Raw genomic sequence first — 19,559 nt, 5'->3', positions numbered from 1 at the left:
GATTTGCGTATCACTCCGCCGCCATTGGAGCCCTATCGATGTTTGAGACCCTGCAGCCCGCCCCTGCCGACAAGATCCTGGCCCTGATCGGCCTTTATCGTGCCGATCCGCGTCCAGACAAGGTCGATCTCGGTGTCGGCGTCTACAAGGATCGCGACGGCAAGACGCCGGTCATGCGCGCCGTGCGCGAAGCCGAAAAGCGGCTATTGGAGGGTCAGGACACCAAGACCTATCTCGGCCTTGCCGGCGATACCGGCTTCAACACAGTGATGGCCAAGCTCGCCTTCGGTCCAGGCGCCGACATGACGCGCATCCGCGCCGCACAGGCGCCCGGCGGTTCCGGCGCGCTGCGGCTGGTGGCGGAACTGCTGAAGCGGACGCGCTCGGATGCAACCATCTGGCTATCGGATCCGACCTGGCCGAACCACATGCCGGTGATGCGCGCCGCCGGCCTGCAGATCCGCGAGTACCCCTATTTCGATGCCGCCTCGGGCGCCGTTCGTTTCGACGACATGCTGGTGGCCCTGCGGACCGCAAAGAGCGGCGACGTCGTGTTGCTGCATGGCTGCTGCCACAACCCGACCGGCGCCAATCTGGATGCGGCACAGTGGGCAGCCGTTACCGATCTGGTCGTCGAGCGCGAGCTGCTGCCCTTCGTCGACATCGCTTATCAGGGCTTTGGCGATGGCCTCGAGGCCGACGCCCTCGGCTTGCGCCTGCTGGCCGCGAAAGTTCCGGAGATGGTCGTCGCGTCGAGCTGCTCGAAGAATTTCGCCGTCTACCGCGACCGCGTCGGCGCGGCGATGATCCTGGCCAGGGACGGCGCACAGGCGGATGTGGCGATGAGCCAGATGCTGTCGGCGGCGCGCGCCATGTATTCGATGCCGCCGGACCATGGTGCGGCAGCCGTGCGCATCGTGCTCGAAGACGCCGCCTTGCGCGCCGACTGGGAAGCCGAGCTCGAAGAGATGCGCCTGCGCATGCTCAGGCTTCGGGTCCAGTTCGCCGAGGCGCTGCGCCGGCAGTCCAATTCCGACCGTTTCGATTTCGTCGCCAGCCATCGCGGCATGTTTTCTCGCCTTGGCCTCACCGAAGCGCAGGTCGAGCGGTTGCGCGCCGAGCACGGCATCTACATGGTCGGCGACAGCCGCATCAACGTCGCCGGCCTACCCGAGGACGGCATGGACGAACTCGCCAAGGCGATCGTTTCGGTTCTTGATTGACGCGGCTCATCTGTGGACAAGGCTCCCGCGCCGACTGACAGCGTTGGCCGCGCGGCCGGTCGCGGGATAGCATCCGATAGACTGTTTTGACGCAATTCCGGACAGAAAACCGTTTCACACTTTTCCTAGAATAGCTCTAGATGACGCCATCGAAAGACATTTCGCGCCTGATCGAGATCATGGCGGCGCTGCGGGCGCCGAAGACTGGCTGCCCCTGGGACATCGAACAGGATTTCTCGACCATTGCGCCCTATACGATCGAGGAAGCCTATGAGGTGGCGGACGCCATCGCGCGCGGCGACCTCGACGATCTGCGCGACGAGCTCGGCGATCTTCTGCTGCAGGTCGTCTACCACGCGCAAATGGCCGAGGAAGCCGGTGAATTCGCCTTCTCTGACGTGGTGCAAGCCATCACCACCAAGATGATCCGACGCCATCCGCATGTCTTCGGCGACGAAGAAGCCCGTAGCGCCGGCATGGCCAAGGGCATGTGGGAAAAGATCAAGGCAGAAGAGAAGGCGGAGAAACGAAGCGCCCGCCTCGCGCGTGGTCTCGATCCCGAAGACAATGGCAAGGGGTTTCTGGACAGCGTGCCGGTCGCCCTGCCCGCACTGACCCGGGCGCTGAAACTACAGGAGAAGGCCGCCCGCGTCGGCTTCGACTGGAGCGAGGCGGCGCCCATCCTCGACAAGATCGAGGAAGAGATCGGCGAATTGCGCGAGGCACTGGCCAAGGGCGACACCGCCTCGATCAAGGACGAGTTCGGCGACATGCTGTTTGCCGTCGTCAATCTCGGCCGTCATCTCAAGCTCGATTCCGAAGCAGCGCTGAGCGGCACCAACGAAAAATTCCGCTCGCGCTTCCACTATGTCGAACAGGCATTGGAGAAAGCCGGCAACACGCTGGACAAGGCTGATCTGGCCGAGATGGAAGCACTATGGCAGGAAGCAAAGACTGCGAAGTAAGTTACATTAGCCGTTGTTTTTACGACGCAATCTGCTTTCGATCTCTTCGCGGGCGCTTTGCGTGGCCTTGAGCGAGATGGTGGCGCTGCCGTCATCATTGTCGCTTCGCGAAACGACATCGCCATTGCGGTAAAGCCAGTCGACAAGGCCGAACTGTGCCGGCTCGATCGTCACGGTGAGGTCTTCGAGTTCGCCCGCCATCCGCGTTTCGATGATCGCCTTCAGCGCATCGATGCCCTCGCCGGTCACCGCCGACACCGCGATCGGCGGCGCCTTGTTGGCATCGGCGCCGTCGGCAAGCAGCCGGGTCCGGTTGCCTTCGTCGAGCCGGTCGATCTTGTTCCACGCTTCGATCACCCGCTTGGCGTCGCCGGCGTCAACACCGAGGTCGGCCAGGATACGCTCGACATCTTCGGCCTGGGCGGCCGTGTCCGGATCCGAAATGTCGCGCAGATGAAGCACGAGATCGGCCTCGACTACCTCTTCCAGGGTGGCGCGGAAAGCCGCGATCAGATGCGTCGGCAGGTCCGAGATGAAACCGACAGTGTCGGAGAGGATGATCGGCGTGCCATGTGGCAGGCGCACGCGGCGCAGCGTCGGATCGAGCGTAGCGAACAGCATGTCCTGCGCCAGCACGTCTGCTCCGGTCAGCCGGTTGAACAGCGTCGACTTGCCGGCGTTGGTATAGCCGACGATCGCCACCACCGGGAACGGCACCTTCCTGCGCTTGGCGCGGTGCAGGTCGCGCGTGCGCCGCACCGTTTCCAGCTCCTGCTTCAGCTTGATGATCTTTTCCTGCAACTGCCGCCGGTCGGATTCGATCTGCGTTTCGCCGGGGCCCCCGAGAAAGCCGGCGCCACCGCGCTGGCGCTCCAGATGGGTCCAACTGCGCACGAGGCGGCCCTTCTGGTAGTTGAGATGGGCGAGCTCGACCTGCAGCGTGCCTTCCTTGGTGCGCGCGCGCTCGCCGAAGATCTCGAGGATCAGCCCGGTGCGGTCCAGCACCTTGGCGTTCAGCTCTTTCTCGAGATTGCGCTGCTGCACCGGGGTCAGCGGATGGTCGACGACGACCACTTCCGCATGTCCCTCTTTGACGATTTCCGCGAACTCCGCAACCTTGCCGCTGCCGAGCAACGTCGCCGGGCGCGGATCGTTGACGGTCACCACCGCGGTGTGGATCAGATCCAGGTTGATGGCGCGAGCAAGGCCGACGGCCTCCTCGTGGCGAGCATCAGCCGAACGCATCAACCGAGGACGGTTGGTCTCGTCGTCGTTGCGCTGGTGGCGGGTAAGGACGGGCACAATGACAACGGCCCGGGTCGGGCCCTTGGCTTCCGTCCCGGGATGATGTGTTGGTTTTCCGCGAACGGTGGCGTCCGCGTCTTTCTCACGTGCCAATCAGGCGCCCTGGCTTTCCTCGCCATCGAACATCTGAACCGGCTGGCTCGGCATGATCGTGGAAATGGCGTGCTTGTAGACGAGCTGGGAGTGACCGTCGCGGCGCAGCAGGACACAGAAATTGTCGAACGAAGTGACCACGCCGGTCAGCTTCACGCCGTTGATGAGGAAGATGGTGAGCGGGTTCTTGCTCTTGCGAACTGAATTCAGGAACAGGTCCTGAAGGTTTTGCGATCGTTCCGCCATTGTTCTTGTCTTTCGCCGATCCCCTTCGGTTTGCAAGCCAATGCGCCAAATTAACGGGCGCATGTCAAGCTCGCAAACACCGTCTTGTCGTCAGTAACGACAAGCAGAACGAGATATATTGATGTTCATTCCACCTGTGCGGTTATCAGGCTGGACTTTTTTCCGCAATGTCAAAAAAGGCCTGCCGCAAGGAAAGTGTTATTGAGCCGGGGTGCCCATTGGCGACCGTATCGCCGTCGATGGCCACCACCGGCATGGCGATTGTCGTTGCGGAGCTGATGAACGCCTCGCGTGCCGCCTTGGCCTCGGCGACGGAAAAGCCGCGCTCCTCGATCTTCAGGCCAAGCTTGGCCGCCACTTCGAACATGGTCGTGCGGGTGATGCCGCGCAAGATGCCGTGCTCGGCCGGCCTGGTGACCAGGACGCCGTCCCGGGTGATGATCCAGGCATTGGACGAGCCGCCTTCTTTTACGTTGCCTTCACCGTCGACGAACCAGGCTTCCTGGGCGCCAGCTTCTTTAGCCTTCTGCTTGGCCAATACATTGGGCAGCAGCCCGACGGTCTTGATGTCGACGCGGTCCCAGCGGTTCTCCGGCACGGTGATGACCGCGATGCCGGTCTCGGCTCGCTTCGCTCCAGCCGCTGGGTCGGCCTTCCTGGCGGTGACCACCAGGGCCGGCTTCGTGTCGGCGGAAGGGAAGGCGAAGTCGCGGCTGGCCACGCCGCGCGTCACCTGCACGTAGACCAGGCCATTGGCGACGTGGTTGCGATTGACCACCTCGCGCAGAATGAGTGGCAGCACGCGGGAGGTGACCGGCCAGGCGATCGACAATTCGGTCAGCGAGCGGTTCAGCCGGGCCAGGTGGCGCGGCATATCGACGATGAAACCACGCGCCACCTCGCAGACCTCATAGACACCGTCGGCGAACTGATAGCCACGGTCCTCGATATGGACGGCGGCATCGGCGTGCGTGACATAGCGCCCGTTGACATAGGCAATGCGCGGCATGGGCAACCTCTAGATATTCTCGGGGCTTTCTTATGCGATTCCACCGCCGCCGTAACCGGCAAATGCTCGGCCCGGACGCGGCGGCTGGATATGTCGCGCTCAGACGCCCAGCGACTTCAGCTTGCGATGCAGAGCGGAGCGCTCCATGCCGATGAACTCGGCGGTCTTCGAGATGTTGCCGCCGAACCGGTTGATCTGGGCGATCAGGTAATCCTTCTCGAACTGCTCACGCGCTTCGCGCAACGGCAGCGCCATGATGTGCTGGTCGGATTGATTCGGCGTGCGCGGCATGACATCGCCGATCTCGGCCGGCAACAGGTCGGCGGTGATCGGCGCATCGACGTCGTCGCCGCGCGCAAGGATCATCAGGCGCTCGACATTGTTGCGCAGCTGGCGAACGTTGCCCGGCCAGTTGTGCGCCTGCAGCACGGCCAGCGCGTCGTCGCCGATGCGGCGCGGCTTGATGCCGGCCTGGCGGGCGATCTGCTTCATGAAATTATCGACGAGGTAGGGAATATCCTCGCGCCGCTCGGCCAATCCCGGCACGATGACCGGAACCACCGCGAGGCGATGGTAAAGATCCTCGCGAAAACGCCCGTCGGCAATCATCGCTTCGAGGTTCTGCGAGGTCGAGGAGATGATGCGGACATCGACCTTGACCCGCTTGGTTCCCCCTACCCGCTCGAACTGCTGCTCGACCAGCACGCGCAGGATCTTGTTCTGCGTCTCGCGCGGCATGTCGGCCACCTCGTCGATGTAGAGGATACCGCGATGGGCCTCCTCCAGCGCCCCGACCTTGCGCTCGACGCCATTCGATTCGGTGCCGAACAGCTCGATCTCCATGCGCTCGGGCGTGATGTTGGCGGCGCTCAGCGTCACGAAAGGTGCGCTCTTGCGCGCCGACAGCGTGTGGATGGCGCGCGCGGCAAGTTCCTTGCCCGAGCCAGACGGTCCGATGATCATCACGCGGCTGTTGGTCGGCGCGACGCGTTCGATGGTCTGGCGCAACTGGCTCATCGCCGACGACATGCCGATCAGATCGAAGGTTTCGCCGCTGCGCAGCTTGAGGTCGGAAACCTCGCGCCGCAATTTCGAGGTCTCGAGCGCACGTTCGGCAATAAGGATCAGCCTGTCGGCCTTGAACGGCTTTTCGATGAAGTCATAGGCGCCGCGACGGATGGCGGAGACCGCCGTTTCGATGTTGCCGTGGCCGGAAATCATCACCACCGGCAAGGTCGGATGCATGGTCTTGATCTCGTCGAGCAGCGCCAGCCCGTCCAGGCGCGAGCCCTGCAGCCAGATATCGAGGAAAATCAGCCGCGGCGCGCGATCAGCTATAGCAGCGAGCGCGCTGTCAGCATCGAATGCCGTGCGGGTTTCGTGACCTTCGTCGCTCAGTATGCCCGCGACGAGCTCACGGATGTCTTCCTCGTCATCGACGATGAGAATATCAGACGCCATTACCGACCTTTTCAGTTTCTCTTTCGTTTTCCGCCCTGCTTTCGCCGCGCGGAGCCGTTGCGGCCGCAGGCGGCAGGATGATGCTGATCATCGCGCCGCGCCCATCGTGGAAGTCCGCTGGAGCATCGTGTAGTTCCAGCCTGCCGCCATGGTCCTCCACGATCTTCTTGACGATAGCGAGGCCAAGTCCGGTGCCCTTCTCGCGTGTGGTCATGTAGGGCTCGAGCAGCCGTTGGCGATTCTCGCGCGGCAGGCCTTTGCCATTGTCGATGACGTCGATTCGAATCGCACCATTCTGGCGCCCGGCTTGAATCCGGATTATGCCGTGCGAACCATCCTTCTGTTCCAATCCGTCGATTGCCTCGGCGGCGTTCTTGATCACATTGCCGAAAGCCTGCGCCATCAGGCGGCTGTCGAACGTGCCCTTGAGCGGCTCGGTGCCAAAGATCCGCTCGAAAGTGATGTCGGCGCGGCTGACCTCGACCAGGAACGAGGCCTCACGCAGCGATTCGCGCAGATCTATCGCCTTCATCTCGGGCTTTGGCATGCGCGCGAACGCCGAGAATTCGTCGACCATACGGCCGATATCCTCAACCTGACGGATGATGGTGTCGGTGCATTGGTCGAAAACCTCGCGGTCCTCGGTAATCACCTTGCCGTAACGGCGCTTGATACGTTCGGCCGAGAGCTGGATCGGCGTCAGCGGGTTCTTGATCTCGTGGGCGATACGCCGCGCCACGTCCGCCCAGGCCGACGAGCGCTGCGCCTGAACCAGGTCAGTGATGTCGTCGACCGTCACCACATAGGATTTTTCCTCCGAGCCGTCGTCGCCGGCCTCGATGGTGATCTGCACGTTGAAGGTCCGCTCGGCACCGGCGCGGTAAAAGGTCACCTGCTCGCGATAGACGGGTTTGCCGGACTTGCGGCCGATCTCGAAGACGCGGCCGACATGCGGCAGCACGGCGGAAAGATTCTGCCCAAGGGCTGCGCTGGCCGAAATCGCCAGCATCGCCTCGGCCGAGCGGTTGACGATGGTGACGATGCCGTAGGGATCGACGCCGATGACGCCAGCGGTAACGCCGGCAAGCACGGCTTCCGAGAAGCGGCGCCGTTCGTCGATCAGGTCCTTGGCGGACAGGATCTCATTGCGCTGCGATTTCAGTTCGAGAAGCATCTTGTTGAACGTATCGCCGAGCGACGCGACATCGCCGTCCGAAGGCCTGACGGGAACCGCGACGTCGAGATTGCCGGTCGCGACCTCGTCGGCGGCGCCGATGAGCTGGCGAATGGGCCGCACCAGACGGTCGGCGACCGCAATGCCGGTCCAGATCGCGGACAGGATGATGATGAGCGTCAACGACAGATAGGGCAGCGCGAAGGCCACCTGAGAGGTACGGCGGTTATCTTCCAGCCCCCGATATTCGTCGGTGTTGGACCTGACGATCTGCCTTGCCTTGATCACTTCGGGATCGACGAGCCGAATGGTGTAGAGGTAGAGTCCTTCGATCTCCCGCAGCTTGACGATGGCGCCCATGATGTTGCGCGTTTTCGGTTCGATCAGCACCGGCTTGCCGTCGGTAGCGCTGGCCACCGCGCCTTCCGGCGGCTCGGGCATGGCGAAATCCGTATCGGTCTTGGCGCTCATGACGAAAGAGCCGTCCGGCTTGATCAGCGCCGCATGGGCCAGCGAACGGCCCACGGCTTCCTTGTTCATCAGGTCGAGAAAGCCGGTACGATCAAGGCCGTAGAGCGTGCGCGACGCATCGAGATCATAGGCCATGGACAGCGTCGTGCCCTGGAGGTTGCGGGCATTTTCCTGGACATAGGCGTCGGCGATCGACAGCGATGAATTGACGATCGTCTTGGTGCGGATCTCGAACCAGCGGTCGAGGCCGATGTCGAGCGTGATCGACGCGATGATGGCCACCATGATGGCTGGAATGGCGGCAACCAGGGCGAACATGGCGACAATGCGCACATGCAGCCGCGAAGCGGCCTTGCCATGCCGGCGCGCCATCAGGATGCGGTGCACCTCACGCCCGACCAGCGCGATAAGAAACAGGACGAAAGCCGTGTTGAGGGCAATCAACGCCAGCGTAGTCGACTCGTTCGGTGTGATCGGCGTGGCGCCAACGAGGATGGCGAACGAGATCGCCGCCGTCATCAGCGCGCCGACGACCGCGATCACGCCTGGCAGCGCAAGCAGCCGGCGCCCGTCACGAGCGCCGGGTTCGCTGAAAAGCGGTTGGTTTGTTGTCGGTGCCTGCGGAGCCATGTCGCCGTCTAGAGCCATGATTGCGTCGGATGTATGCAACGCATTGTGGCGATTATGCAACAAGTGTGACCGAGACGGAAATCTTTCGCGAGCCGATCCCCTAAAAAGAGCGCGGGCTCAGATCAAGGCTCAGCCCTGCCGCGATGATTTGTAGACGTTGACGCCGAGCTCGCGAATCTTCTTGCGCAGCGTGTTGCGGTTCAAGCCCAGCAGTTCCGCAGCCTTGATCTGGTTGCCGCGCGTTGCCGTCATCGAGGCCAGGACAAGCGGAAACTCGACCTCGGACAGGATGCGCTGATAGAGCCCGGCAGGAGGCAAGTCGCCGGCAAACGACGCGAAATAGCGCTGCAGGAAATGCTCGACCGCCTGGCCAATCGACAAATCGTCGGGAATGAGGTTACCGCCTCCCGGCACTACGGGGCGCTCGCCGGTCTTCAGCTCGGCCTCGATGATCTCGGCGGAAATCTCGTCCTGCGAATAGAGCGCGGCGAGCCTCCGAACGAGGTTTTCCAGTTCGCGAACATTGCCTGGCCACGGATAGCGCTTCATCAACTCGATGCCGCCGGAAGAAATGCGCTTGGTCTGTAGGCCTTCCATTTCGCCGAGCTTGAAGAAGTGGCGGACGAGGTCCGGCACGTCCTCGGAGCGCTCGCGCAGCGCTGGCAGCCGGAGCGGCACGACATTGAGGCGATAGAAAAGATCCTCGCGGAAAAGCCCCTGGTTGATCAGCGTGCGCAGATCCTTGTTGGTGGCGGCGACGATGCGCACGTCGGTCTTGATCGGCGTGCGTCCGCCAACCGTCGTGTATTCGCCCTGTTGGAGCACGCGCAGCAGCCGCGTCTGCGCCTCCATCGGCATGTCGCCGATTTCGTCGAGGAACAGCGTGCCGCCTTCAGCCTGCTCGAAGCGCCCGGTCGAGCGATTCTGTGCGCCGGTGAAGGCACCCTTCTCGTGACCGAACAGTTCCGATTCGATCAGGTCGCGCGGGATCGCCGCCATATTGATGGCGACGAAGGGGCCGCCGCGGCGGCGGCCATATTCATGCAGCGCGCGCGCCACCAGCTCCTTGCCGGTGCCGGATTCGCCCGAGATCATCACCGTCAGGTCGGTCTGCATCATGCGCGCCAGCATGCGGTAGATGTCCTGCATGGCGGCCGAGCGGCCGACCAGCGGCATTGCATCGGGCTGCTCTTCCGGCCGCGCGTCGATCTTCGGCCGACGCGGCTCGGAAAGCGCGCGGTTGACGATGTTGAGCAGTTCGGTCAGGTCGAACGGCTTAGGCAGATATTCATAGGCGCCGGTTTCGGAGGCGCGGATCGCCGTCATGAAGGTGTTCTGAGCGCTCATGACGATGACCGGCAGCTCCGGCCTCGCCTTCTTGATGCGCGGCAGCATGTCGAAGGCGTTCTCGTCCGGCATGACCACATCGGTGATGACAAGGTCGCCCTCGCCCGCCGCCACCCAGCGCCACAAAGTCGAAGCATTGGAGGTGACGCGCACCTCGTGGCCGGCGCGCGAAAGCGCCTGGTTGAGGACGGTACGGATCGCCGCGTCGTCGTCGGCGACGAGAATATTGCCGCGAACGGTCATTTGCGGTCTCCTTCACCGTCATCATCGGCGCCGTTTGGCGCTTCTTTCCAGGCCGGCATCAGGATGCGGAATGTGGTGCCGCGCGGCGTCGATTCGCATTCGATGATGCCGCCATGCTCGCCGACGATCTTGGCGACCAGCGCAAGACCCAACCCGGAGCCGTTCGGCTTGGTGGTGATGAACGGGTCGAACAGGATCGGCAAGATGTCTTCCGAAACGCCGGAGCCGTTGTCGCGCACGCAGAATTCCAGCGGCAGCGACACGCGGTCCTGCGTGCCCGGAACGGAAACACGGATGCCTGGCCGGAAGGCGGTCGACAGCACGATCTCGCCCTGCGGGTCGCTGCCGATCGCCTCGGCGGCGTTCTTGACCAGGTTGAGGAACACCTGGATCAACTGGTCGCGGTTGGCAAACACCGGAGGCAACGAAGGATCATAATCCTCCAATATCTTGATTCTCTGGGCAAAACCGTTCTTGGCAATCGCCTTCACATGGTCGAGAACGACATGGATGTTGACGGGGTAGCGGTCGATCGGCCGCTCGTCGGAAAATACCTCCATGCGATCGACCAGCGACACGATGCGGTCGGTCTCGTCGGTGATCAGCCGCGTCAGCGCGCGGTCTTCGTCGGAAGCCGACAGTTCGAGCAACTGGGCAGCGCCGCGGATGCCTGAGAGCGGGTTCTTGATCTCATGGGCAAGCATCGCCGCCAGACCGGTGACCGAACGTGCCGCGCCCCGATGCGTCATCTGCCGGTCAATCTTGTCGGCCATCGACCGTTCCTGGAACATAACCACCACCGAGCCCGGAAATTCCGGTACCGGCGCGACATAGAGATCGACGACCTTCTCGATGCCGAGCCGCGGCGACGACACGTCGACGCGGTACTCGTTGACCGGAGCCCGGCGCTCGCGCACCTGGTCGACCAGTGTCAGCAGCGGGCTGCCGAAGGGAATGAGTTTTGACAGCGTGTTGCGGGCGAGCATGGTCGCGCTCGAGCGAAAAAAGTCTTCCGCATCGGCGTTGGCGAAGGTGATGAACCCCTCCTCGCTGATCATGATCACCGGGCGGCGGATGGTGTTGAGCACGATTTGGGCGGCATCCGCCATTTCGCCGCCCTGGCCGGCGGCGGCGTTCATGCGGCGCTCCGCAGGTTCAAGGGTTGCGGATCGCGCGAAAACACATCGCGCAGCAAGGCAATAACGCGCGCGGGCTCGAATGCGGTCAGTATAGCCTTTCGGCTGTCGTCGGCGACGCCGCCGGCATGCCGATCAAGATACCAGCCAAGATGCTTGCGCGCCTGGCGCAGGCCGCTTTCAGCGCCGTAGAGCGCCAGCATGTCCTCATAGTGGGCCGCGATGTAGTCGGCGACCGCGGTCGAGTCCCGTGGCATGTTTGGCGTCGCCTCGCCGGTCGCCGCGGCCGCAATGCCGCCTGCGGTCCAGGGCGCGCCATAATGGGCACGGCCGATCATCACGGCGTCGGCACCCGATTGATCGAGAATGTCGGCCGCTTCCGCCGGCGAAGAGACGTCACCATTGGCGACGACCGGGATGGACACGGCTTCCTTGACGCGGGCGATGGCGCGCCAGTCGGCCTTGCCCTGGTAGAACTGGCAGCGCGTGCGGCCGTGCACGGTCACCATCCTGACGCCGGCCTGCTCGGCGCGGCGCGCCAGCATTGGGGCGTTGAGCGCGCCTTCGTCCCAGCCAAGCCGCATCTTGACCGTCACTGGCACCTCGACCGCGCCGACAACGGCGTCGATCAGCGACAGTGCGTGGTCGAGATCCAGCATCAATGCCGAACCCGCATAACCGCCGGTAACCTTCTTGGCCGGGCAGCCCATGTTGATGTCGATGATGTCGGCCCCCTCACCGGCTGCGATTCTGGCACCTTCGGCCATGTGCATCGCCTCACGGCCTGCAAGCTGAACCATATGGACGGGCAGGCCGGAGTGGCGTATGCGCAGGTTGAAACCGGCCCTGCCCTTGGCGAGCTCTCCGCTGGCAACCATTTCGGACACGACCAGGCCTGCTCCATGCGCGTGGGCACGCTGCCGGAACGGCTCGTCCGTAATCCCCGACATTGGTGCGAGGAACACGCGATTGCGGAGTCTCACACCGCCGACATCAAGCGGCCCTGCCAATTTGGTCAAATCAGGCAATTTGGTCAAGTTAACCATGCACAAAAACCAAGCATCTTCATTCGTTGCACATTCTCTAGCCAGAACCGGCGCAATGTGCAACGCGGAATGACGCCACATTTAGGCGCAATTGGGAAAATGCTGGCCTTCGGCTTTGGCCGCGACCAAAGCGCCGCGCGTCCCTCAGGACGCGCAAAGGACGCTTTGGAATTTCATACTTAGCGCACGATCTTTCCGAAAACCGATTACACTTTTCGGGATCGTGCGCTAGGACCAAACGGGCATGACTGACGCAAGTGAAAATCACGTTTCGGATGCGGATGGCAAGGTCGCGGTGGTGATCGTTGCGGCCGGCCGTGGTGCGCGCGCCGGACAGGCCAACGGACCGAAGCAATATCAACACATTGGCGGCTTTGCCGTCATTGCACACACGCTGGACATTTTTCTGGCCCACCCGCGGACCAGCGAGATCGTCGTCGCCATTCATGCCGATGACCACGAGCTGTTCCGGCAGGCGGCGGGCGCCAATGTAGAGCGCGTCACCGCCATCATGGGCGGGGCGACGAGGCAGGAATCCGTCCGGCTCGGCCTGCTTGCCCTTAGAGGCCACGCGCCGGCGCAGGTTCTGATCCACGATGCCGTCCGCCCGTTTGTCGATGCGGACCTGATAGATCGCACCATCGCCGCCATCGGCGAGCGCGAGGGCGCGTTGCCCGCTTTGCCCGTCGCCGACACGCTGAAGCGCGAATCGGCCTCCGGCGTGGTTGGCGAAACCGTATCGCGCAGCGGGCTTCACGCGGCGCAAACGCCACAAGGCTTTCCGTTCTGGCCCATTCTTGCTGCGCACGAGAAAGCCCATCATCTGGGAAAAGTGGATTTTACCGACGATGCCGCGATCGCCGAATGGGCGCATATTCCGGTCAAGATCGTTCCGGGCTCGCCGGACAATGTCAAACTCACCTGGGCACGGGATATTGCGATGGCGGACCAGCGGCTTTCCGGCGAACGCGTGCGCTTTCCCGATATCCGTACCGGCAATGGCTACGACGTCCACGCCTTCGAACCGGGAGACCATGTCACGCTGTGTGGCGTCGCCATAGCGCACGACAAGAAGCTGTCCGGCCATTCCGACGCCGATGTCGGTCTGCACGCCTTGACCGATGCGCTGCTGGCGACTTGCGGCGCAGGCGACATCGGCACGCATTTCCCGCCGTCCGACCCGCAGTGGAAAGGCGCTGCGTCGCGCATATTCGTCGAGCATGCGGCAAGGCTGGTGCGCGCGCGCGGCGGCCGCATCGCCAATGCCGACATCACGCTGATCTGCGAAGCGCCGCGCGTCGGGCCGCATCGCGAGGCCATGACCGCAGCCCTTTCTCAGATGCTGGCGATTACGCCGGATCGCATCTCGATCAAGGCCACAACCAATGAGAAGCTCGGCTTTGTCGGGCGCGAGGAAGGCATAGCGGCGATTGCCACCGCCAGCGTGGTGTTTCCCGGCGAGGTGCCGGAATGAGCAACAACGAGCTGGCAAATGCGCTGCTGCAAGCCTGCCAGAAGCGCGGCATCATGCTAGCAACGGCGGAAAGCTGCACCGGCGGCATGATCATCTCCGCGCTCACCGACATCGCCGGTTCCTCGGCCGTGGTCGATCGCGGCTTCATCACCTATTCCAACGAGGCCAAGATGGACATGCTCGGTGTCTCCGCCGCCACGCTTGAGGCGCACGGCGCGGTTTCGCGCGAGACGGCGATCGAGATGGCAACAGGCGCGCTTGTCCGTTCGCGCGCCGGGCTGACCCTGGCGGTCACCGGCATTGCCGGGCCTGGCGGCGGTTCGGCGGGAAAACCGGTCGGCCTGGTCTGGTTCGGGGTTGCGCTGGACGGCCGACCGATTGTCGCCGAGCACCAGCTCTTTGCAGACATAGGCCGCGATTTCATTCGTCGCGAAACGGTCCGGCAAGCGCTGGAACTGGGCCTACAAGCACTCGGATAGGGTTATAAAAACGTTGGTCGGGCGGGCCCGAAAGCTGGATTGCGGTTACGTTTTCGATTCCGGGCTGCTTTGCCCTAAGCGTGGCTCCGTCCCAGCCAGCAGCCGCTGAATGTTGGCACGATGGCGCGCAATCACGTAGATGCTGCCCGCAATCACCAGCAACCGATAGGCCAACGGTTGCTCCAGGCCACAGATGAGGGCGATCGCGGTCAACGCCGCTACCATCGAACTCAGGGAAACTATCCGAGACGTAGCCAGCACAGCACCAAAAGCCGCCGCAGCCCCCACACCTACCGGCCAAGACAGAGCCAGCAACACGCCAAGCCCCGTCGCAGCGGATTTGCCACCTGTAAAATTCAGCCAGATCGAACGGCCATGTCCCAACAACACGGCAATTCCGGCCAGGCAAACAGCCCAAGGCACCCAGGTTTGCAGGTCAAGCGGGGTCGATGGCGTAACCAACGGCAACGTGATGAACCAGGGATAGAACCAGCGGGCAAAAACGATCGCCGCCGCGCCTTTCAGCACATCCAGCAGCAACACCACCAACGCAGGCCATTTTCCCAAGACCCGCAAGACGTTCGTTGCCCCGGTGGATTTGGAGCCATGCTCCCGGATATCGATGCCCTTGAGCAGCTTCCCCGCCAGATAACCCGTGGGCATGGTACCGAAGAGATAGGCGATTGCCAGTCCAACGGTGCTCGCTATCCAGAAAAGCATGCGCAGGGCCTCAAGACGGTTTTGCACCGTAGATGACGTCGGCGCGCTTCTCAAAGGCTTCGGCGAACATGCGGAAGGCGCGATCGAACATGGTTCCCATGACCGCGCCCAGAATACGGCTCTTGAACTCGTAGTCGATGAAGAAGCGGACGGCGCAACCGGCGCCGTCGGGTTCGAAACGCCAGACATTGCTCAAATATTTGAACGGCCCGTCGATGTATTTCACGTCGATGGCGTTCTCGGCGGGCTTCAGCAGCACCTGCGTCGTGAAGGTTTCGCGGATGGCCTTGTAGCCGATGCTCATGTCGGCAAGCAGAACAGTGCGCCCGTCACGCTCCTTGCGCGAGCGAACCGTCAGCGCTTCGCAAAGCGGCAGGAATTGCGGATAGGATTCAACATCGGCGACCAAAGCGAACATCTGCTCGGGTGTATGGGATACGCGTCGGGTGGCTTCGAATTTTGGCATGGAACCAGCGAGTTAAGCTGATTTCTTGAGAATCGCTTCCCGTGCCGCGCGCAGCTTGGCAAAATCGTCGCCGGCGTGATGCGATGAACGCGTCAGCGGGCTAGATGCCACCAGCAGGAAACCCTTGGTCCGGCCGATCGTCTCAAAGGATTTGAACTCCTCCGGCGTGACGAAGCGGATCACCGGGTGGTGCTTCTTCGACGGCTGCAGGTACTGGCCGATGGTCATGAAATCGACATTGGCGGACCGCAGATCGTCCATCAGCTGCAGGATTTCATTCCGTTCCTCGCCCAGCCCCACCATGATGCCGGACTTGGTGAAGATTGACGGATCAAGCTCCTTGACCCGCTGCAACAGCCGGATCGAATGGAAATAGCGGGCGCCCGGACGAACCGTCAGATAGTTCGACGGTACGGTTTCGAGATTGTGGTTGAAGACGTCGGGCTTGGCGGCCACGACGATCTCCAGCGCGCCGTCCTTGCGCAGGAAGTCGGGCGTCAGGATTTCGATCGTCGTCGAAGGCGTCGCGGCCCGGATGGCACGAATGACTTCAGCGAAATGCTGCGCACCGCCATCGGAGAGATCGTCACGGTCCACCGAGGTGATGACCACATGGGTAAGGCCCATCTGCTTGACCGCATGCGCGACGCGGGCCGGTTCATCCGGGTCAAGCGCTGTTGGAATGCCCGTGGCGACGTTGCAGAAGGCGCAGGCGCGGGTGCAGATCTCGCCCATGATCATGAAGGTGGCGTGCTTCTTTTCCCAGCATTCGCCGATGTTAGGGCAGCCGGCCTCTTCGCAGACCGTCACCAGCTTGTGCGATTTGACGATTTCGCGCGTTTCGGCATAGCCCTTCGACACCGGCGCCTTGACGCGGATCCAGTCGGGCTTGCGCAGCACGTCCTGATCAGGCTTGTGCGCCTTTTCCGGATGCCGCAAGCGCGGGGCGTTGGCGATCGTATCGAGGACAGTGACCATCGGGAAACCTGGTTCATTCGCGACGCCAGTCAGGCGTTCGCTGTTATAACGTCATCTAAGACTTTTCAACGCAAAGAAAAAGGCCGCCACGGCGCATGCCGCAACAGCCTTTTTCGCATAGCAACTCTTCAGTGATGCTAACGGCGCACCAGACGCCCGGCCCAGATCAGCAGGCAGGCACCGATAAAGCCGGTGATCAGATAGGCAATCCAGCCGACGCCGAACGGGCCAAAATTGAGAGCCTGCAGAATGGCGTTCAGCACGACCGCGCCGACGATGCCCATGACGATGTTCATGAAGATGCCGGTGTTGCTCTTCATGAACATTTCGGCGAACCAGCCTGCCAGGCCGCCGATGATGATGGCTGCTATCCAGCCGACGCCATTCAGGTGCATATGCCTTCTCCTTGTGGGATACGTGAAAACGCATCCGCAAACGAAGTACCTTGCCGCCGGGTTCCATCTGTAGCAGCGCTTTCAATCTATCAGGCGTTGAGCGCGCGGCCATAAGCGTCGAGCACGCTTTCCTTCATCATCTCCGACAGCGTCGGGTGCGGGAAGATGGTGTGCATCAGCTCTTCCTCGGTCGTCTCCAGGTTCATCGCCACGACAAAACCCTGGATCAGTTCGGTCACTTCGGCACCGACCATGTGGGCGCCGAGCAATTGACCGGTCTTCTTGTCGAAGATGGTCTTGATGAAACCCTGATCCTCACCGAGCGCAATCGCCTTGCCATTGGCGGCGAACTGGAAGCGCCCGACACGGATGTCCTTGCCCTCGGCCTTGGCCTTGGCTTCCGTCAGCCCAACCGAGGCGACCTGCGGATTGCAGTAAGTGCAGCCCGGAATCTTCAGCTTGTCGGTGGCATGCACGCCAGGAAAATCTGCGATCTTCTCGATGCACACGACCCCCTCATGTTCGGCCTTGTGGGCGAGCATCGGCGGGCCGGCGACATCGCCGATGGCATAGATGCCCGGCACGTTGGTCTTGCCGTAACCATCGATGACGACGCAGCCACGCTCCGTCTTCACGCCAAGCGCCTCGAGTCCGAGGCCCTCGATGTTGCCCTGGACGCCGACGGCCGAGATCATCCGATCGGCGGTGATCTTCTCGACCTTGCCGTCCTTCATCTCGACATGCGCGGTGACCGAGTTGGCACCCTTCTCGACCTTGGTCACCTTGGCTTCGAGGATGATCTTCATGCCTTGCTTCTCGAACTGCTTCTGCGCGAATTTCGAGACTTCGGCATCCTCGACCGGCATCACCGCAGGCAGCAGCTCGACCACCGTCACTTCGGCGCCCATGGTGCGGTAGAAGGAGGCGAATTCGATGCCGATGGCGCCCGACCCCATGACTAGCAGCGACTTCGGCATCTCCTTCGGCACCATGGCTTCAAAATAAGTCCAGATCAGCGTGCCGTCCGGCTCGATGCCGGGCAGCGCGCGTGGCCGGGCGCCGGTCGCCAGGATGATGTGCTTGGCGGTGTAGGTGCCTTCGCCCTTGACGCCTTTCGGCACTGGCGGCTGCGGCTCCATCGGCTTCTTGGCCGTCTTCGACACGATGATCTCACCCGGCTTCGAAAGCTTGGCCTCGCCCCAGATGACGTCGACCTTGTTCTTCTTCATGAGGAAGGCAACGCCGCCGTTGAGCCGCAATGACACCTTGCGCGAGCGATCGACGACGGCTGACGCATCGACGTTGACCTTGCCGTCGAGCTTCAGCCCGTAATCCTTCAGGTGATCCGAATAGTGCATGATCTCGGCCGAGCGCAGCAGCGCCTTGGTCGGGATGCAGCCCCAGTTGAGGCAGATGCCGCCGAGATGCTCGCGCTCGACGATCGCCGTCTTGAAGCCGAGTTGCGCGGAACGCACCGCGGTGACATAGCCGCCAGGGCCGGAGCCGATGATGATGACGTCGTAGTTCTCAGCCACGGTTTTTCTCCTTCACAATTCCAGCATGACGCGCACGACGGGTGCCAGCGCCTTGCCGATGTTTCGCGTGTTCTCGGCGTCGAGGTGGACGCCATCAAGCGGTGTGGTTTGCGCCACGCTGCCGGCGTCAAAGAAGCCGCAGCCAACCTCATCGGCAAGGGCGGCGTAGAGCGGCGCCAGCCGGGTGGAGGCGTCGTCGCCGCCGGCAAACATCTCCTTGAATTCGGCATTGTCTGTACGGCTGACCACAGGCGGCGAAACGATCAGGATCTGTGGCGCCGGCCAGTCGAACGGATAGTCGTGACCGCGCACGATGTCGATCAGCCGCTGGATGCCCTGCTTGGCCGCGACGGGATTGCCGTGGATCCACGGCTTCATGTCGTTGGCGCCGAGCATGATGACAATCAGGTCGATCGGCGCATGGGTCGTCAGGACGGTTGGTAGCAGTTTTGCACCGTTGCGGTCCGCACCGGCCAGATGATCGTCGAAGGCGGTGGTGCGGCCGTTGAGACCATCGGCAATCACTTGCACGCCGGCGCCTAACGCTGCCTGCAGCACGCTCGGCCAGCGGTCTTCCAGCGCATGGCGGCCACCTTCGGCATTGTAGCCCCAAGTCAGCGAGTCACCGTAGCAAAGAACCGTCTTCATGCGCCCACCTGTGCGTTAATCGAGCCGCGCCTCAACCGCCAGCGCACGAACAGCCAGTGAACCAGCACAGTGGCCAGGTTCGGCAAAACCAGGCCGGCGACGATCGGCAGGTCACCTCCCCACTGGCGCTTATCGACCGGCTGAGAGAACGTCCAACCGATCAGGCCGAGCCCGATCAGCACGAACAGGACAATTGCGCAGAGGCCCAGCCAGTTGATGATCGACGGTGCGTTCGAAAAAAGCTGCGCGATGAAAAACACGATCGTCGCGACAATGGTGACAAGCACCGACGTCATGAACACCAGAATGTATTCTTCCTGCGCATGGGTTGCGACCGCCAGCTGTTGAGCAACCAAGCCGCCTGCCAATCCTGACAGGAAAAACGCCATAAGGGAGGTGAAGAAGATCCGCACCGCCCTCTCCGTCCTAGACCAGCATGCCCATCGGGTTCTCGATCAGGCGCTTGAAGGCGACCAGCAGTTCGGCACCCAGCGCGCCGTCGACGGCGCGATGGT

At 62.6% G+C, this 19,559-nt stretch carries 19 protein-coding genes; 4 read left to right on the top strand and 15 right to left on the bottom strand.

Going from position 1 to position 19,559, the window contains the following annotated elements:
* The first annotated feature begins 38 nt into the window (after nt 1–38).
* Nucleotides 39–1,223 (top strand): amino acid aminotransferase, encoded by a 1,185-nt coding sequence (locus NKJ37_RS22945; RefSeq protein WP_352775125.1) that lies wholly within the window; start codon nt 39–41, stop codon nt 1,221–1,223.
* 140 nt (nt 1,224–1,363) lie between these two features.
* Nucleotides 1,364–2,188, top strand: a complete 825-nt coding sequence (gene mazG, locus NKJ37_RS22940; RefSeq protein ID WP_352751056.1) for a nucleoside triphosphate pyrophosphohydrolase — start codon at nt 1,364–1,366, stop codon at nt 2,186–2,188.
* 6 nt (nt 2,189–2,194) lie between these two features.
* Here mazG and hflX read toward each other — a convergent pair whose 3' ends face one another.
* The 8 genes from hflX to dusB form a co-directional block, all read right to left on the bottom strand.
* Nucleotides 2,195–3,586, bottom strand: a complete 1,392-nt coding sequence (gene hflX, locus NKJ37_RS22935) for a GTPase HflX (protein WP_352775123.1) — start codon at nt 3,584–3,586, stop codon at nt 2,195–2,197.
* Nucleotides 3,587–3,832: an RNA chaperone Hfq gene (gene hfq / locus NKJ37_RS22930; protein ID WP_006202172.1), complete on the bottom strand. Its 246-nt coding sequence runs from the start codon at nt 3,830–3,832 to the stop codon at nt 3,587–3,589.
* A gap of 145 nt (nt 3,833–3,977) precedes the next feature.
* Nucleotides 3,978–4,841 carry a D-amino-acid transaminase gene (locus NKJ37_RS22925; RefSeq protein ID WP_352775121.1) on the bottom strand — a complete coding sequence of 288 codons (864 nt, stop codon included), beginning with the start codon at nt 4,839–4,841 and terminating at the stop codon, nt 3,978–3,980.
* A gap of 99 nt (nt 4,842–4,940) precedes the next feature.
* A complete protein-coding gene (gene ntrX / locus NKJ37_RS22920) occupies nt 4,941–6,302 on the bottom strand; it encodes a nitrogen assimilation response regulator NtrX (RefSeq protein WP_023812026.1) in 1,362 nt (453 codons plus the stop codon).
* Nucleotides 6,292–8,577 (bottom strand): sensor histidine kinase NtrY-like, encoded by a 2,286-nt coding sequence (locus tag NKJ37_RS22915; RefSeq protein ID WP_023812027.1) that lies wholly within the window; start codon nt 8,575–8,577, stop codon nt 6,292–6,294. Before NKJ37_RS22915 ends, ntrX begins: the two co-directional genes overlap by 11 nt.
* A gap of 129 nt (nt 8,578–8,706) precedes the next feature.
* Entirely contained in the window at nt 8,707–10,167 is a 1,461-nt protein-coding gene (gene ntrC / locus NKJ37_RS22910) for a nitrogen regulation protein NR(I) (RefSeq protein ID WP_023812028.1), read from the bottom strand.
* Nucleotides 10,164–11,306 carry a two-component system sensor histidine kinase NtrB gene (locus NKJ37_RS22905; protein WP_352775118.1) on the bottom strand — a complete coding sequence of 381 codons (1,143 nt, stop codon included), beginning with the start codon at nt 11,304–11,306 and terminating at the stop codon, nt 10,164–10,166. Before NKJ37_RS22905 ends, ntrC begins: the two co-directional genes overlap by 4 nt.
* Nucleotides 11,303–12,331 carry a tRNA dihydrouridine synthase DusB gene (gene dusB / locus NKJ37_RS22900; RefSeq protein WP_352775191.1) on the bottom strand — a complete coding sequence of 343 codons (1,029 nt, stop codon included), beginning with the start codon at nt 12,329–12,331 and terminating at the stop codon, nt 11,303–11,305. Before dusB ends, NKJ37_RS22905 begins: the two co-directional genes overlap by 4 nt.
* Before the next feature lie 262 nt (nt 12,332–12,593).
* On the opposite strand from dusB, the gene NKJ37_RS22895 reads away from it, so the two are divergent.
* Both NKJ37_RS22895 and NKJ37_RS22890 read left to right on the top strand, forming a co-directional pair.
* Nucleotides 12,594–13,823, top strand: a complete 1,230-nt coding sequence (locus NKJ37_RS22895) for a bifunctional 2-C-methyl-D-erythritol 4-phosphate cytidylyltransferase/2-C-methyl-D-erythritol 2,4-cyclodiphosphate synthase (protein ID WP_023812031.1) — start codon at nt 12,594–12,596, stop codon at nt 13,821–13,823.
* Complete coding sequence (locus NKJ37_RS22890) at nt 13,820–14,302, top strand: CinA family protein (protein ID WP_352775115.1); 483 nt, start codon at nt 13,820–13,822, stop codon at nt 14,300–14,302. The genes NKJ37_RS22895 and NKJ37_RS22890 overlap by 4 nt, the downstream gene beginning before the upstream one ends.
* 45 nt (nt 14,303–14,347) lie before the next feature.
* On the opposite strand, the gene plsY is transcribed toward NKJ37_RS22890, so the two are convergent.
* The 7 genes from plsY to NKJ37_RS22855 all read right to left on the bottom strand — a co-directional run bounded on the left by plsY (nt 14,348) and on the right by NKJ37_RS22855 (nt 19,457).
* Nucleotides 14,348–15,022, bottom strand: a complete 675-nt coding sequence (plsY, locus tag NKJ37_RS22885) for a glycerol-3-phosphate 1-O-acyltransferase PlsY (protein ID WP_352552030.1) — start codon at nt 15,020–15,022, stop codon at nt 14,348–14,350.
* 10 nt (nt 15,023–15,032) lie between these two features.
* Nucleotides 15,033–15,488 carry a type II toxin-antitoxin system RatA family toxin gene (locus NKJ37_RS22880; protein ID WP_127294439.1) on the bottom strand — a complete coding sequence of 152 codons (456 nt, stop codon included), beginning with the start codon at nt 15,486–15,488 and terminating at the stop codon, nt 15,033–15,035.
* Nucleotides 15,489–15,500: 12 nt separating this feature from the next.
* A complete protein-coding gene (gene lipA, locus NKJ37_RS22875) occupies nt 15,501–16,466 on the bottom strand; it encodes a lipoyl synthase (RefSeq protein ID WP_023812035.1) in 966 nt (321 codons plus the stop codon).
* A gap of 137 nt (nt 16,467–16,603) precedes the next feature.
* The gene (locus NKJ37_RS22870) at nt 16,604–16,861 is read right to left on the bottom strand and encodes a GlsB/YeaQ/YmgE family stress response membrane protein (RefSeq protein WP_023812036.1); all 258 of its coding nucleotides are present in this window, start codon (nt 16,859–16,861) and stop codon (nt 16,604–16,606) included.
* 89 nt (nt 16,862–16,950) lie between these two features.
* A complete protein-coding gene (gene lpdA / locus NKJ37_RS22865; protein WP_352775112.1) occupies nt 16,951–18,396 on the bottom strand; it encodes a dihydrolipoyl dehydrogenase in 1,446 nt (481 codons plus the stop codon).
* 12 nt (nt 18,397–18,408) lie between these two features.
* Nucleotides 18,409–19,044: an SGNH/GDSL hydrolase family protein gene (locus tag NKJ37_RS22860; protein WP_127294433.1), complete on the bottom strand. Its 636-nt coding sequence runs from the start codon at nt 19,042–19,044 to the stop codon at nt 18,409–18,411.
* Nucleotides 19,041–19,457: a hypothetical protein gene (locus NKJ37_RS22855; RefSeq protein WP_352775109.1), complete on the bottom strand. Its 417-nt coding sequence runs from the start codon at nt 19,455–19,457 to the stop codon at nt 19,041–19,043. The genes NKJ37_RS22860 and NKJ37_RS22855 overlap by 4 nt, the downstream gene beginning before the upstream one ends.
* Between the last annotated feature and the right edge of the window lie 102 nt (nt 19,458–19,559).

Source organism: Mesorhizobium sp. M0140 (genome assembly GCF_040322475.1).
GTDB lineage: Bacteria > Pseudomonadota > Alphaproteobacteria > Rhizobiales > Rhizobiaceae > Mesorhizobium.
Note: the sequence above shows the minus strand (reverse complement) of the source record. Positions and strands in the feature narration are given on the sequence as shown.

Bases quoted from the DNA above. Each gene is read 5' to 3' on its own strand.
- NKJ37_RS22860 (WP_127294433.1), bottom strand. From the start codon at position 19,044: ATGAAGACGGTTCTTTGCTACGGTGACTCGCTGACTTGGGGCTACAAT.
- NKJ37_RS22945 (WP_352775125.1), top strand. From the start codon at position 39: ATGTTTGAGACCCTGCAGCCCGCCCCTGCCGACAAGATCCTGGCCCTG.
- NKJ37_RS22915 (WP_023812027.1), bottom strand. From the start codon at position 8,577: ATGGCTCCGCAGGCACCGACAACAAACCAACCGCTTTTCAGCGAACCC.
- ntrC (WP_023812028.1), bottom strand. From the start codon at position 10,167: ATGACCGTTCGCGGCAATATTCTCGTCGCCGACGACGACGCGGCGATC.
- NKJ37_RS22905 (WP_352775118.1), bottom strand. From the start codon at position 11,306: ATGAACGCCGCCGCCGGCCAGGGCGGCGAAATGGCGGATGCCGCCCAA.
- hfq (WP_006202172.1), bottom strand. From the start codon at position 3,832: ATGGCGGAACGATCGCAAAACCTTCAGGACCTGTTCCTGAATTCAGTT.
- mazG (WP_352751056.1), top strand. From the start codon at position 1,364: ATGACGCCATCGAAAGACATTTCGCGCCTGATCGAGATCATGGCGGCG.
- NKJ37_RS22880 (WP_127294439.1), bottom strand. From the start codon at position 15,488: ATGCCAAAATTCGAAGCCACCCGACGCGTATCCCATACACCCGAGCAG.
- NKJ37_RS22870 (WP_023812036.1), bottom strand. From the start codon at position 16,861: ATGCACCTGAATGGCGTCGGCTGGATAGCAGCCATCATCATCGGCGGC.
- NKJ37_RS22890 (WP_352775115.1), top strand. From the start codon at position 13,820: ATGAGCAACAACGAGCTGGCAAATGCGCTGCTGCAAGCCTGCCAGAAG.
- NKJ37_RS22925 (WP_352775121.1), bottom strand. From the start codon at position 4,841: ATGCCGCGCATTGCCTATGTCAACGGGCGCTATGTCACGCACGCCGAT.
- lipA (WP_023812035.1), bottom strand. From the start codon at position 16,466: ATGGTCACTGTCCTCGATACGATCGCCAACGCCCCGCGCTTGCGGCAT.
- plsY (WP_352552030.1), bottom strand. From the start codon at position 15,022: ATGCTTTTCTGGATAGCGAGCACCGTTGGACTGGCAATCGCCTATCTC.
- ntrX (WP_023812026.1), bottom strand. From the start codon at position 6,302: ATGGCGTCTGATATTCTCATCGTCGATGACGAGGAAGACATCCGTGAG.
- NKJ37_RS22895 (WP_023812031.1), top strand. From the start codon at position 12,594: ATGACTGACGCAAGTGAAAATCACGTTTCGGATGCGGATGGCAAGGTC.